Source organism: Streptomyces sp. NPDC001515 (assembly GCF_053597115.1).
Genome location: NZ_JBSFHN010000021.1, coordinates 135,265 through 148,470 on the forward strand (window position 1 = coordinate 135,265; position 13,206 = coordinate 148,470).

General features: G+C 73.3%; 13 protein-coding genes. 7 read left to right on the forward strand and 6 right to left on the reverse strand.

Annotated features, from left to right (window positions below):
* Positions 1-52 precede the first annotated feature (52 nt).
* From ACWCXC_RS22855 to ACWCXC_RS22875, 5 genes are all read right to left on the reverse strand, one after another.
* Complete coding sequence (locus ACWCXC_RS22855) at positions 53-739, reverse strand: response regulator (protein ID WP_450890387.1); 687 nt, start codon at positions 737-739, stop codon at positions 53-55.
* A complete protein-coding gene (locus ACWCXC_RS22860; RefSeq protein ID WP_450890388.1) occupies positions 739-2,001 on the reverse strand; it encodes a sensor histidine kinase in 1,263 nt (420 codons plus the stop codon). The genes ACWCXC_RS22855 and ACWCXC_RS22860 overlap by 1 nt, the downstream gene beginning before the upstream one ends.
* Positions 1,998-3,014 (reverse strand): hypothetical protein, encoded by a 1,017-nt coding sequence (locus tag ACWCXC_RS22865; protein ID WP_450682640.1) that lies wholly within the window; start codon positions 3,012-3,014, stop codon positions 1,998-2,000. The genes ACWCXC_RS22860 and ACWCXC_RS22865 overlap by 4 nt, the downstream gene beginning before the upstream one ends.
* Before the next feature lie 91 nt (positions 3,015-3,105).
* Positions 3,106-4,386: a phosphatase PAP2 family protein gene (locus ACWCXC_RS22870; protein ID WP_450682711.1), complete on the reverse strand. Its 1,281-nt coding sequence runs from the start codon at positions 4,384-4,386 to the stop codon at positions 3,106-3,108.
* A gap of 390 nt (positions 4,387-4,776) precedes the next feature.
* The gene (locus ACWCXC_RS22875) at positions 4,777-5,550 is read right to left on the reverse strand and encodes an IclR family transcriptional regulator (RefSeq protein WP_450890389.1); all 774 of its coding nucleotides are present in this window, start codon (positions 5,548-5,550) and stop codon (positions 4,777-4,779) included.
* Between the two features lie 155 nt (positions 5,551-5,705).
* On the opposite strand from ACWCXC_RS22875, the gene ACWCXC_RS22880 reads away from it, so the two are divergent.
* Positions 5,706-7,226, forward strand: coding sequence for an aldehyde dehydrogenase (NADP(+)) (locus ACWCXC_RS22880; RefSeq protein ID WP_450682642.1), 1,521 nt, complete (start codon positions 5,706-5,708; stop codon positions 7,224-7,226).
* Positions 7,223-7,837: a DUF1349 domain-containing protein gene (locus tag ACWCXC_RS22885; RefSeq protein WP_450682643.1), complete on the forward strand. Its 615-nt coding sequence runs from the start codon at positions 7,223-7,225 to the stop codon at positions 7,835-7,837. Before ACWCXC_RS22880 ends, ACWCXC_RS22885 begins: the two co-directional genes overlap by 4 nt.
* Positions 7,838-7,858: 21 nt before the next feature.
* Here the strand turns inward: ACWCXC_RS22885 and ACWCXC_RS22890 are convergent, their stop codons facing one another.
* The gene (locus ACWCXC_RS22890) at positions 7,859-8,881 is read right to left on the reverse strand and encodes a zinc-dependent alcohol dehydrogenase family protein (RefSeq protein WP_450890390.1); all 1,023 of its coding nucleotides are present in this window, start codon (positions 8,879-8,881) and stop codon (positions 7,859-7,861) included.
* A 102-nt stretch (positions 8,882-8,983) separates the two neighbouring features.
* Here ACWCXC_RS22890 and ACWCXC_RS22895 point away from each other — a divergent pair, with 102 nt between their 5' ends.
* The 5 genes from ACWCXC_RS22895 (at position 8,984) to ACWCXC_RS22915 (ending at position 13,111) form a co-directional block, all read left to right on the forward strand.
* A complete protein-coding gene (locus ACWCXC_RS22895) occupies positions 8,984-10,000 on the forward strand; it encodes an AraC family transcriptional regulator (RefSeq protein WP_450890391.1) in 1,017 nt (338 codons plus the stop codon).
* 193 nt (positions 10,001-10,193) lie between these two features.
* Positions 10,194-10,703, forward strand: a complete 510-nt coding sequence (locus tag ACWCXC_RS22900; protein WP_450682712.1) for a DinB family protein — start codon at positions 10,194-10,196, stop codon at positions 10,701-10,703.
* 122 nt (positions 10,704-10,825) lie between these two features.
* Entirely contained in the window at positions 10,826-11,662 is an 837-nt protein-coding gene (locus ACWCXC_RS22905; protein ID WP_450890392.1) for an alpha/beta fold hydrolase, read from the forward strand.
* A gap of 76 nt (positions 11,663-11,738) precedes the next feature.
* Positions 11,739-12,527, forward strand: coding sequence for an NAD-dependent epimerase/dehydratase family protein (locus tag ACWCXC_RS22910; RefSeq protein ID WP_450890393.1), 789 nt, complete (start codon positions 11,739-11,741; stop codon positions 12,525-12,527).
* Between the two features lie 14 nt (positions 12,528-12,541).
* Positions 12,542-13,111 (forward strand): N-acetyltransferase family protein, encoded by a 570-nt coding sequence (locus ACWCXC_RS22915; protein ID WP_450890394.1) that lies wholly within the window; start codon positions 12,542-12,544, stop codon positions 13,109-13,111.
* Positions 13,112-13,206 lie beyond the last annotated feature (95 nt).

Genomic DNA, 13,206 nt, shown 5'->3' on the forward strand with positions numbered 1-13,206 from the left:
GTGCCGCTTCTCACCGATTTTTCACGGGGCGTGACGCACGGGCGAGGACCGTTCAGCCCGGGGTGATGAAGCCGGATTCGTAGGCCGCGATGACCGCCTGGGTGCGGTCCCGGGCGCCGGTCTTCGCGAGGACCCCCGCCACGTGCGTCTTCGCCGTCGCCGCTCCGACCCGCAGCCGCTCGGCGATCTCCGCGTTGGTCAGCCCCCGGGCCATCAGCCGCAGCACGTCGGCCTCGCGGTCGGTGAGCCGGGCGGCCCACGGCGGCGCGGCCGTGCGGTGCCGGCCGTGCGCGGCGGCCAGCCCCCGTACGGCCGCCGGGAAGAGCAGCGAGTCGCTCCGCGCGACGATCCGCACCGCCTGCACCAGTTCCTCGGCCGCCGCCCGCTTGAGGAGGAAGCCCGCGGCCCCGGCGCGCAGCGCCTCGTACACGTAGGAGTCGTTCTCGAAGGTGGTGACGACGACGATGCGCGGGGCCGGGTCGAGCACGGCCAGGATCTGTTCGGTGGCGCGGATCCCGTCGGTCTGCGGCATGCGGACGTCCATCAGCACCACGTCGGGCCGCAGGGCGCGCACCACGGACACGGCCTCGGCGCCGGTCAACGCCTCGCCCACCACCTCCAGGCCGTCCTCGGCGTCCAGGATCACCCGCAGCGCGGTGCGGACCATGCGTTCGTCGTCGGCGAGGACGATGCGGACCGGGGTGTTCACCAGGGTTTCTCCGGGTTCGTCAGAGTTCATCAGGGTTTCTCCGGGGCGGTCGGGGTGTGCAGGGGGAGGAGCGCGGCGAGCCGCCAGCCGCCCTCGTGCTCCCCGGCCGAGGTGCTGCCGCCGAGCAGGACGGCGCGTTCGGCGATGCCGCGCAGCCCCCGGCCGCCGCCGGGGCGGACCGCCGGGGGCCGCGCGGCCGGCGGGCTGTCCAGGACGATCTCCAGCTCCTCGCCGCGCACCGCGATCCGCAGCCGCGCCGGCCTCTGCCGGCCGCCGTGGCGCAGCGCGTTGCTCAGCCCCTCCTGGACGATCCGGTACGCCTCCCGGGAGACCGTGGCGGGGACCCGCGCCGGGTCGCCCTGCGGGGTGTACGCGACGGTCAGCCCGCAGTGGTCCAGCAGGGCGTCCAGCGCGTCGAGTCCCGGCCCGGCCGGGCCCTGCCCGCCGTCCGGACCGCCGTCGTCCCGGCGCAGCAGCCCCAGCACCGCGTCGAGTTCGCCGACGGTCCGCCGGGTGGTCTCCTCGATGGCGATGAGCGCGGACCGGACGAACGCGGGGTCGCGGTCCAGGACCCGGCGGGCCGCCCCGGCCTGGAGGGCGACGGCGCTCAGCGCGTGGCCGACCGAGTCGTGCAGCTCGCGGGCGAGCCGGTTGCGGGCCGCGAGTTCGGCGGCGCGGCGCTCGGCGGCGGCCAGCCGGTCCTCGGGCGTCGGGCCGAGCAGGACCGGGGCCCGGCCGGCGAGCAGCGCCCCGGCCGCCGCCGCGCAGCCGGCCAGCGCCGCGAGCATGGCGAGCGAACAGAGCGGGGCGAGCGCGAGGACCGGGAACCGGTTCAGCTCCGGGGGCAGACCGAAGGCGGCGGAGTCGCGCAGCTCCGGGAAGAACGGCAGCCCCATGACGGCGACGGCGAACGGGACGAGCGCCAGGGTCGCCCCGCTCACCAGCGTGCCGACGCCGGTGTGCAGGGTGAACCAGGCGGCCGTACGGACCCTGGCCTGCCGGGTGCAGGCCGTCCCCTCGGCGAGCCGCGTCCCGGGCGGCAGCCCGCACAGCGCGCGGGCCGCCGCCACCGACAGCGGCCGGGTGAGCGGCAGCAGCCCGCTGACGGCGGCCATCGGCAGCGCGCAGACGTAGGCGAGGAGCTGGGAGGTGAGGGAGGTGAACCCGTTGGCGTCCGGCCGGAACAGTCCGACGACCACCGCGCCGACCAGGTAGTACGGCATCAGCAGGGCGCCGCCGATGATCAGGTGCAGCCAGCGCCGGCGGGCGCGCGGACCGAGCAGCCGTCTCACGGCCGGGGGTCCGCCGTCCGCCCGGCGGACGAGCGCTCCGCCAGGAAGTACGCACCCGCCGTCGCCGCCATCGCCCCCACCAGCATCTGGACAGCGTAGGTCAGCACCGTGACGGAGGTGGGGCGTTCGGCCACGTTGTCCTGGGGATACAGCGCGGCGAGGCTCATCCAGCCGCCCCAGCAGGCGGTGGCTCCCGAACCGCCCCAGGCCAGGGCGAGCGGCACGCGCAGCGGCAGTTCCGTACGCCGGAAGGCCAGCAGCAGCACCCCGGCCGAGGCGGCGGCCACGAAGAGGGCGTGGACCGCCTCCAGTACGTAGAAGCCGCTGTCGCGCGTGGCGGCGCGGGCTTCGCCGAGCCCGGCGGACGCGCCGGCGGCCCAGAACAGATGGGCGGCGGCGGGGGCGAGGGCGAGGAGCGAGGCGACGACGGCGGCGGCGCGCAGCGCGGGGGCGGTGGGCGTGGCGGGCACGTCGCGCAGCGCGCCCCGCCAGAGGTGGCCCCAGCGGTCGCGGGCGTACAGGACGAACAGGGTCCCCAGGGCGAGTCCCTGGAGGATGAAGCCGCCGTAGACGACGCCGAAGACCCACTCCCGCAGGAACGGGCGGCCGGACTCGTCCTGGACGGCCTGCCCGCCCAGGGCGCCCACCAGCAGTTGCAGCGGATAGCCGGTCATGATCGGCAGCAGCAGCCCGGTCGCCACCCACATCGGCAGGACGAGCAGCCAGGCGGGCACGCGCCGCCCCCACGGCCGGGTCAGCAGCAGCGCGAGGACGACGACGGCGCTGTCCATCACGGCGGAGCCGGCGTTGGCGGCGACGAGCGCGGCGGTGTGGTCGAGGAGTTCGCTGCCGTCCGGGATCCCGATACGGCTCCCGCAGATCCACGCGGTCTTGAGCGCCAGGTACGGGACGCAGGCGACGATCGCGACGGTGCGCAGGACGAGGCGCGCACGGCCGGCGGCGGGCGGGGCGGCGGCCGCAACGGGCGCGGCGGCGGTGGAGGTCCGTGTCATGCCGTCCAGGCTTCCGCGTGAACGGCGGGGGCACCTCATGCCCCGTGACGATCCGCCTCCGCCGCGTGGCGGAGACGGATCGGGGCCGGTGTCAGACCAGTTCGGGCCGCAGCTCCGGCTGCGGTGCCACGGCGGGCTTCGGGTCCCACTGCCGGACGGTGCGCAGGTACAGCGTGATCACCGAGACCAGCGCCAGGACGAGCACCGGGCCGAACACCCACGGGTGGGCGGCGAGCTGCGTCGACAGATAGCGGGCGGCCACCAGGATCACGGTGAACACCACCGTGCCGTGGACGACGAGCAGGGTCGCGGACCGGTCCCAGCCGCGTTCGAGGGCGCGCAGCGCCGTCTCGATGGTGAGGGTGAAGATGACCCCGGTGATGATGTCGATGCCGTAGTGGTAGCCGAAGCCGAGCGTCGCGGCGAGCGTGGCGACCAGCCAGAACGCCCCCGCGTACCGCAGCAGGCGCGGACCCCTGCGGGAGTGGATGAAGATCGTGGTGGCCCAGGCCGTGTGCAGACTGGGCATGCAGTTGCGCGGGGTGATCTCGTCGAACGGCATGTGCTCCGGGCCGACGCGCGGCGGCATCACGTCCGGCCAGATGTTCGCCGCGGCCCAGTGGCCGCCGTCGGCGCCGAAGGCGTAGATCGGCCCGACGACCGGGTAGATCATGTAGATGGCCGGCCCCAGCAGCCCGATCACCAGGAAGGTGCGCACCAGGTGGTGGGAGGGGAAGCGGCGTTCGACGGCCACCTTGCGGAGCTGGTAGACGGCGACGACGACGGCGGCCACGGCGAGCTGGGTGTAGACGGAGTCGAGGAAGACCTCGCCGACGTGGCCGGTGGACCGCACCATCCGGCCGACCAGCCAGGAGGGGTTGCCCAGCGCGTGGTCGGCGGTCGCCACGTACTGGTCGAGCACCTGCGGCCGGGTCTTGGAGGTGATGACCAGCCAGGTGTCACCGGTCTTGCGCCCGGTCACCAGGAGCAGTCCGAGCCCCACGCCCTTCAGCAGCAGGAGGCGTTCGGCGCCGGTGCGGCGGGTCACGGCGATGACGCCGCAGCCGATGATCACCCACAGCGCGCCGTTGCCGAAGGGGTGCCCCTGGGTGACCGGGGCGTCGGCGATCCAGCGGATCAGCAGGATGAGGAGGTCGATGCCGATCGCCGTGCCGAGGGCGATGAATCGCTGGCGCCACGTGAGCACCACCATCATCAGCCCCATGCTGCCGTACAGCAGGAACCCGGAGACGGGCGGGAACACCGCCTCGCGTGCCTGGTTGACGATGGGGCCCGGCAGTCCGTAGTGGCGTGCGGCGATCTCCAGGGCGACGAGGAACCCGAGACCCACCACCCCCACCGCGACCCACAGTGCCGTCCGGGGGCTGCGCCCCGTGCCGGGCTCGTCGCCGTCGGTTATTCGGGAGGACGCCCGTATTCGGGAGAGCACCCGCGATGCGTTAGGTATCAAGAGTCTGGCCGTTTTGTCAGGTGACGGGGGAGTACGTCACGAGGTGGGTCACTCGGCGCGCCGGGCAGCACGGTTCATCCGGTGGAGGGGTGAACGATGAGGTCAATCGTCATGAATTCGAGCATGTTATCGGAGGGGTGTGCGAGACCCTCGAAGGTCATGCCGAAAACGCGACGGACCGGGCGGGTCCGCCGCGCGGGGAGGCGGTACGCGTACGCCGGGACCGGCGGGCGGGCCGTCGCGCGTACGCCGGGGCGGGGGCCTTGTCGGGTGCCGGGCCGGCGGGCGCGGTCAGAGCCGCCGGGTCGCCAGGGTCAGCCGGTCGCGGGCGTCGAACAGGGCGTCCTTCACCATCTGCTCGTGCGCCGGGGTCAGCCGGGCGACCGGCACCGAGCAGCTGATGGCGTCCCGGGCCGGGGTGCGGTACGGCACGGCGACGCCGAAGCAGCGCAGCCCCAGCGTGTTCTCCTCGCGGTCCACCGCGTACCCCTGTTCGCGGATGACGCGCAGCTCCTCGATGAGCTTCTCGCGGTCGGTCAGGGTGTGCTCGGTCAGCGCCGGAAGGGTCTCGGGCAGCATCTTGCGGACCTGCTCGTCGCTGTGGGTGGCCAGCAGCGCCTTGCCCAGCGAGGTCGAGTGCGCGGGGAGCCGGCGGCCGACGCGGGTGAACGGACGCAGATAGTGCTGGGACTGGCGGGTGGCGAGGTAGACGACGTTCGTGCCGTCGAGCCGGGCGAGGTGGATGGTCTCCGTGGTGTCGTCGGAGAGCCGGTCGAGCGTGGGGCGGGCGGCGGCGACCACCTCGTCGCCGTCGATGTAGGAGGTGCCGACCAGCAGCGCGCGCACACCGATCCCGTACCGCGTCCCCGTCGCGTCCGTCTCCACCCAGCCCAGCTCGACCAGGGTGCGCAGCAGCATGTAGAGGCTCGACTTGGGATAGCCGACGGCCTCCTGGACGGCGGCGAGCGAGTGCATGCCCGGCCGGCCGGCGAAGTACTCCAGCAGCTCCACCGTCCGTACCGCGGACTTGACCTGTGCCCCGCCACCCGACTCGGCAACCGACATCGTCCTACGCCCCTTCCAGCCCGCCTACAGAACCCTGCGACTTCTTGCCAACACCGAACGCCCGGAAATAGAGTCGCTTCATATTCACGATCAGGAACTCTGTTCAGAATACCGAACAACTTCTGATGTGTGGCAGCGGAGCGGAAGGAAACACGGTGGCAGCAGCACCAGTCTGGAGCGTCGACCCCCGCACCGGGAACCCGCGTGAGCAGGTTGCCGTGGAGGCTACAGCGGAGGAGGTCGACCGCGCGGTCCGGGCCGCCCACGCCGTACGCGACGCGCTCGCCGACCGCACCGTACGCGCCGAGTTCCTGCGCACCGCGGCCGATCTGCTCGCCGAGGCCGGAGACCACGTCATCGAGGCCGCCGACGCCGAGACCGCCCTCGGACCGGCCCGGCTGACCGGCGAACTCGCCCGCACCGCCGCCCAGTTGCGCGCCTTCGCGGAGGTCGTCGAGGAAGGTGCGTACCTCGACATCCACATCGACCACGCCGACCCCTCCCGCACCCCGCCCTGGCCCGACCTGCGCCGCTACAAGATCCCGCTCGGCGTGGTCGCCGTCTACGCGGCCAGCAACTTCCCGCTCGCCTTCTCGGTCCCCGGCGGCGACACCGCCAGCGCCCTCGCGGCCGGCTGCCCGGTCGTCGTCAAGGCGCACCCGGACCACCCCGCCACCTCCGAACTCTGCGTCTCGGTCCTGCGCCGGGCCGCCGCGCGCACCGGCCTGCCCGAGGACGTCGTCTCCCTGGTCCACGGCTTCGAGGCCGGCGTCGCACTCGTCCGCCATCCGCTCGTCGCCGCCGCCGGCTTCACCGGCTCGGTCCGCGGCGGGCGCGCCCTGTTCGACGCGGCGGCGGCCCGCCCGGTCCCCATCCCCTTCCACGGCGAGCTGGGCTCCCTCAACCCCGTCGTCGTCACCGAGGCCGCCGCCGCCGAGCGCGCCGAGCAGATCGGTGCCGGGCTCGCCGGCTCGATGACCATGGGCGCGGGCCAGTTCTGCACCAAGCCCGGATTCGTCCTCGTCCCCGACGGCACGGCCGGCGACCAGCTCCTGAAGGCGCTCACGAGCGCCGTCAGCGACACCGAGGCCGGGGTCCTGCTCGACCACCGCATGCGCGAGGCGTTCCTCGCCGGCGTCACCGAACGCTCCGCCCTGCCCGAGGTCGACGCCCCCGTCACCCCCGGCGCCGGCGGCGAGCACACCGTCGCGGCCGGATTCCTCACCGTCCCCGCCCGGCTGCTCACCGCCGAGGGCCCGCACGACGCGCTCCTGGAGGAGTGCTTCGGCCCGGTCACCGTCGTCGCCCGCTACGCCTCCGCCGACGAGGTCGCCGCCGTCCTCTCCCGGCTCCCCGGCAACCTCACCGCCACCCTCCAGATCGCCGACGCGGAGGCCGACGGCGCCGCCGCCCCCCTCCTCGCGGCGCTCACCCCGCTCGCCGGCCGCGTCCTCGTCAACGGCTGGCCCACCGGGGTCGCCGTCGCCCCCGCCCAGCACCACGGCGGCCCCTACCCCGCCACCACCTCGACCTCCACCTCGGTCGGCGCCACCGCGATCGAACGCTGGCTGCGCCCCGTCAGCTACCAGACCACCCCCGAAGCCCTGCTCCCGCCCGAGCTGCGCGAGGACAACCCCCTCCACCTGCCCCGCCGCGTGAACGGACGCCCCGCATGACCACCCCCGACCTCCCCGAACTCCCCTTCGCCCTGGAGCCGTTCGGCCCCGCCGCCGACTGGGCCTACGAGGACGGCGTCCTCACCACCCGGGCCGGCGCCCGCCAGGACCGCTTCGTCCCGCCGGGCGGCGACTCCCTGGAATCGGTGAGCGACGCGCCCCGGCTCCTCGGCGCCGCCCCGCAGGGCGACTTCCAGCTCATCGCCCGGGTCCGCGTCGGCTTCGCCGCCGCCTTCGACGCGGGAGTCCTCTACCTCCACGTCGCCGACGACGCCTGGGCCAAGCTCTGCCTGGAGCTCTCCCCTGACCACCCGACCGTCTGCACCGTCGTCACCCGGGGCCAGTCCGACGACGTCAACTCCTTCGTCGTGGACGGCGATACGTACTGGCTCCGCCTCAGCCGCACGGGCAACGCCTTCGCGTACCACGCCTCCCCCGACGGCGAGAAGTGGACCTTCGTCCGCGTCTTCGCCCTGGGCACCCCGGAGCAGACGGCCGCCGCCTCCATCGGCTTCCTCGCCCAGTCGCCCACCGGCGAGGGCTGCGAGGTCGCGTTCGACCGGATCGCGTTCCGCGCGACGGGGGTGGCGGACCTGCGGGACGGCAGCTGAGGGACCAGGGGCCGCCTGCGCCTACGCGTACGGGACGGTGACGACGATCTTCCCGGTGTGGGTGTTGGACTCCATCAAACGGTGGGCGTCCGGCATGCGCTCCAGCCCCTCGAAGACGGCGGCGATCACCGGATCGAGCGCGCCGCCGCGCAGCCCGGAGGCGATGAAGGCGGCGGCGCGCCCGCGCACGACGGGATCGCCGGAGAGTTCGAGGTTGCTGTAACCGACGACGGTCAGCGGCCAGTTCATCGGCATCACGGTGGGCCGCCCGTCCAGCCAGCCGTAGACGACCAGGGTGCCGCCGGGGGCCACCGCCTCGCCCAGCCGGGCGAAGTCCGGCCCGCCGACCGCGTCGAGGACGACGGCGGCCCCGCGCCCGCCGGTGATCCGGGCGACCTCCTTCACCACGTCCTCGTCGTCGGTGGTGACGACGTGCGCGGCGCCCGCGTCGAGCAGCCCCCGCTTCTTCCCCGCGCCACGGGTGGTGGCGATGGGCACGGCCCCGATCAGCCGCGCCACCTGGAGGGCGGCCGTGCCGACGCCGCTGGACGCCCCGGTGATCAGGACATGGTCGCCGGGGCGGAGTCCGGCCTTCTCCAGCAGGGCGCCGTACGCGGTGGAGTACGTGGTCCAGACGGCGGCGGCCCGCACCGCGTCGACGCCCTCGGGCACGGGGATCACCTGCGCGGCCGGGACGACGAGGCGCTCGGCGTACAGACCGTGCACGCTCAACTCCCCGGCCGGGGTGGCGATCACCAGGTCCCCGGCAGCGACGCCATCGACCCCGGCGCCGACCGACTCGACGGTGCCGGCGGCCTCGTAGCCGTTGCGGGAGGCGGGGAGCGTCGGCTGGTAGAAGTACGTTCCGGCGCGGAAGAGCGCCTCGGCCCGGTTCAGGCCGAGGGCCTCCACCCGGACCAGGACCTCGCCGGGGCCGGGGGCGGGAAGCGGCACTTCCTCGACGGTGAGGACATCGGGCTCACCGGTGGAGTGGAAGAGTACGGCGCGAGTGGTGGCGGGAGTTGATATCTGTTCCTTCGTCATGAGCACCACCGTAGGAACGCGGGACGAGACGATCCATGTCCTGGAGTCCCCGTTACCTGTCCGATCGTGCTCCCCGGGTCCCCGGCTGGATACGCTCCCGCCATGGATGTCCTGAGTGACGTGATCACGGCGATGCGGGCGGGCCGTCCGCACTCCTCGCGCCGCCTCAAGCACGGCCCCTGGGGGATGCGGTTCCCGGCCTCCGAGGGAGCCGGGTTCCATGTGGTCCTGGAGGGAACGGCGTGGCTGATCCCGCCGGGGGACGCGGCGCCCGTGCGCCTCGGCGTCGGCGACGTGGTCTTCCTCGCCCACGGCCGCGGCCACGCGCTGGCCGACGCCCCGGACACCCCGCTGGAGGACGTGGTCCCCGGCCCGGACGGCACCTGGCCGACCCCGGCCGACAGGCCGCCCACGGACGCGGATGCCCCGACCACCCAACTCCTCTGCGGCGCGTACCAATTGAACCGCGCCCGCGCCCACCCCCTGCTCACGCACCTCCCCGACGCGGTCCACCTCCCCGCCCGCGTGGGCACCCACCCCGCCCTGCGCTCCGCGATCGACCTCCTCGGCACCGAACTCCGCACCCCGCAGCCCGGCTCCGACGCCATCGTCCCCGCGCTCCTCGACACCCTCCTCCTCTACATCCTGCGCGCCTGGTGGCTGGAGGAGAGCCACGCCCCGAGCCGCCCCGGCGAGACCACCGTTGCCGTAACCCCTGCCGCCGGCCCCGTAACCCCTGTCACCGGCCCCTCCGCCGGCCGGCCCGCCGGCCAGGCGTCCGGCTGGGCGGCCGCCCTCGCGGACCCGGCCGTCTCCACCGCCCTCTCCGCCCTCCACGCCGACCCCGCCCACCCCTGGACCGTCGAGGAACTCGGCACCCTGGCCGGCCTCTCCCGCGCCGCCTTCTCCCGCCGCTTCACCACCCTCCTCGGCCAGCCGCCCCTCACCTACCTCACCTGGTGGCGCATGACCACTGCCGGCCACCTCCTCCGCACCGACGACACCCCTCTCCGCGTCATCGCCCAACGCACCGGCTACACATCGGAGTTCGCCTTCGCCAAGGCCTTCAAGCGCGAATTCGGTGTGGCGCCGGGGCGGTACCGGAGGGGGGTGGGGTGAGGGAGGCCGGGGCCAGTGCGTCCGCCGGCACATGCCGGTCAACCAGGGAGTGTCGTACCCCCGGTGTAGCGTCCGGGCCGGAGTCAGATCATGTTCTGTGGGTGACGGAGGCGCGCGGATGACACGTACGACAGGCGAGAACGTGGTGGACGCCGTCCTGGCTCAGCAAGGTCCCGGCGCAGGGCACCGTTCGGTGCATGCTGAACTGGACGCGCTCAAGGGCGCCCTGGACAGCCAGCGCGCGCATGTTCTCGGGATCCTCGAAGGGCTCTCGGGGGAGGATCTGCGGAGGCCGGTGCTGCCCAGCGGCTGGAGCTGCCTGGCGTTGCTGCGCCACCTCACCGTGGATGTCGAACGCTTCTGGTTCCCCGGGGTGATCGCGGGCGAACCGGATGTGGCCGGTCAGCTCGCGGCGGGCGCGGAGGCGCACTGGTCCGTCCCCGAGGGGATGAGCACCGAGGAGGTCTTCGCCGACTACCGGGCGGCCGTCGCGCGCGCGGACGTCGTGCTCGCCGCCGCCGGCCCGGACCAGGAGCCCGCCGCGTGGCCCGTGGACATCTGGCCGACATGGCGGCTGCCCGACGTACGCCGCATCCTCATCCATGTGCTCACCGAGGTCGCCTGCCACAGCGGTCACCTGGACGCCGCACGCGAACTGCTCGACGGCACCACCTGGCTCGGCGGCAACCCCTACGCCGGATAGACCTCCGGCCCGGTGAGGAGCGTCGGAGTCCTCGCGCCGATGAGTTTTCCGCGCCGCAGGGGTCCCATGGGCAGCACGCACACCACAGCGGTGCGCCCCCTACGTGAAGCGGAGAGAGAATCATGGCAACAGTGCGAGAGCGGTCGGCCGCAGCCGAGGCCCGTGTGGTCTCCGCCGATGGCACCGAGATCGCCTTCGAGCAGGTGGGTCGCGGGCCGACGGTCGTCCTGGTCGCCTCGGCACTGGCGGACCGCTCGGACACGACCAAGCTCGCGGCCCTCCTGGCCCAGCACTTCACTGTGATCAACTACGACCGGCGCGGACGGGGCGCCAGTGGTGACGCCGATGCCTACGCCCCCGACCGTGAGATCGAGGACATCGCCGCGTTGATCGAGCACGTCGGCGGTTCGGCGTCGCTGTTCGGCTCGTCCTCCGGAGCGGTGCTCGCCCTGCGCGCGGCGGCGGCCGGAGTGAACGTCGACCGCCTGGCTCTGTACGAGCCGCCGTTCGTGGTCGCCGAAGGCGACGACGGGCCGCCCAAGGACCTCGCGCGGCAGATCACCGCGCTGCTCGCGGAAGGCCGGCACAGCGACGCGGTCACGTACTTCATGACCAGGGTGCAGGGCATGCCCGGCATCGCCGTGTTCCTCATGAGGCTCATGCCGAAGATGTGGGCCAACCTCACCAAGCTGGCCGGCACGCTGCTCTACGACATCGCGGTCATGGGTGATACCCAGCAAGGCAAGCCGCTCGATGCCGAGGAGTGGAACGGGGTGGCCGTACCCACCCGCGTGCTGACCGGTGGCAAGAGTCCGGTCGCGTTCCGGCGCGCCGCCCTCGCCATCACCGGGATCCTGCCGCAGGCCGACCACCGCACCCTGCCCGGACTCAACCACGGCGCCGTCGTCATGGCCCCGAGGAAAGTCGCCCCCCAGATCATCGATTTCCTCAAGGGATGAGCTTGTCGTCCGACGTTCGGCGGATCAGGGTGTTGACGAGGACGAACAGGGGAGGCGCGCGGTGGAGTTGGGAACAGTGGTCGTCACCGGAGCGGCGGGGAACATCGGCTCGGTCGTGCGCCGGGTGTTGCGCGGCGAGGTGAGCCGCCTCGTCCTGCTCGACCGTGTTCCGCTCCGGGTCGAAGCCGCGAACGAGGTGGTTCGGATCGTCGATCTTCGGGACGCGGCAGCCGTCGAGGCCGCGTTCGCGGGTGCGGACGCCGTGCTTCATCTGGGCGGCCTGCCGGACGAGGCGCCGTTCGAGGATCTTCTGGACGTCAATGTGCTGGGCACCCACCATGTCCTGGAAGCCGCCCGCCGTGCGGCGATTCCGCGGGTCGTGCTGGTCGGCAGCAATCGTGTGAGCGGGTTCTATCCCGTGTCCCATCGCACCGGCCCGCAGGAGCCGGTGCGCCCCGACGGCCTGTACGGGGTGAGCAAGGCGGCCATCGAGGCCCTGGGGCGGCTGTACGCGGACAAATTCGGTGTGTCGGTGATCTGCCTGCGTATCGGCAGCTTCGAGGAGGTGCCCACCGAGTCGCGCCACCTGGCGACATGGCTCAGCCACCGTGATGCCGTCGGATTCTGCCGCGCCGCGCTGACCGCCCCGCTCTCCACACGCTTTGCCACGGCGTACGCCGTCTCCGCCAACACCCGCCGCTTCTGGGAACTCCCGGCGGAATCCGAACTGGCCTACACACCCGTCGACAACGCCGAGACATATGCGTCGCACATCCCTCACGCCGATGTCCCCGCCGATCCCGAAGCCCCGCAGCCCGGCCCGTATGCCCTGCCCGAGTTCACGCTGCCACACATCCGGCCCTGACTCGCCCGTGGCCCGTGTGCACGGTTGTTCCGGCGCCGAACGCGGGCCGGATCGGCAACCGCTCCGCCGCCCCGCGCGTCTCCCACCGCATGATCAGAAACGCGACGCTCGACGATCTCGACGCCATCGTCCGGCTGCACACGGAGGCGCGGGCCACGTACTACCGGGGGCATCTGCCGGAGGACGAGTACGCCGGGGTGGCGGAGGTCGGGCGGAGTCGGGAGGGGTGGGCCGGGGCCATCGAGCGGGCGGGGGCCACGGTCTTGGTCGCGGAGGAGGAGCGCGGGGGGCTTTCGGGGGTGGCGGCGTACTCCGTGCGTGACGGGGTGATGCATCTGACGCAGCTTCATGTGGCGCCGGAGCGGTGGAGGGAGGGGATCGGGTCGGCGCTGCACGAGGTGTGCGTGGCGGCCTGGCGACGGGAAGGGGTGGCGGAGGTGCGACTTGAGGTGTTCGTGCACAATCTGCGGGCCCAGGCGTTCTACGCGGCGCGCGGCTGGGTGGACGATCCCGGGCTCCCGCGTGCGGGCGATCATCTGACACTCTGTCTCGCGGTGCCGGAGGCTTCCGGTTCGGTGGACTGACCTTCCGCCGGGTGGGCCGTTGGGCGCGGATAGGGCCCGTTGTGGGGTGAGTTGGGTCCTGGGACCCATGACTCCGGAACCCCGGGCTGCGTAAG

Excerpts from the sequence above, each read along its gene's own strand:
- ACWCXC_RS22855 (WP_450890387.1), bottom strand. The coding sequence starts at position 739 with ATGAACTCTGACGAACCCGGAGAAACCCTGGTGAACACCCCGGTCCGC.
- ACWCXC_RS22865 (WP_450682640.1), bottom strand. The coding sequence starts at position 3,014 with ATGACACGGACCTCCACCGCCGCCGCGCCCGTTGCGGCCGCCGCCCCG.
- ACWCXC_RS22875 (WP_450890389.1), bottom strand. The coding sequence starts at position 5,550 with ATGTCGGTTGCCGAGTCGGGTGGCGGGGCACAGGTCAAGTCCGCGGTA.
- ACWCXC_RS22885 (WP_450682643.1), top strand. The coding sequence starts at position 7,223 with ATGACCACCCCCGACCTCCCCGAACTCCCCTTCGCCCTGGAGCCGTTC.
- ACWCXC_RS22890 (WP_450890390.1), bottom strand. The coding sequence starts at position 8,881 with ATGACGAAGGAACAGATATCAACTCCCGCCACCACTCGCGCCGTACTC.
- ACWCXC_RS22895 (WP_450890391.1), top strand. The coding sequence starts at position 8,984 with ATGGATGTCCTGAGTGACGTGATCACGGCGATGCGGGCGGGCCGTCCG.
- ACWCXC_RS22905 (WP_450890392.1), top strand. The coding sequence starts at position 10,826 with ATGGCAACAGTGCGAGAGCGGTCGGCCGCAGCCGAGGCCCGTGTGGTC.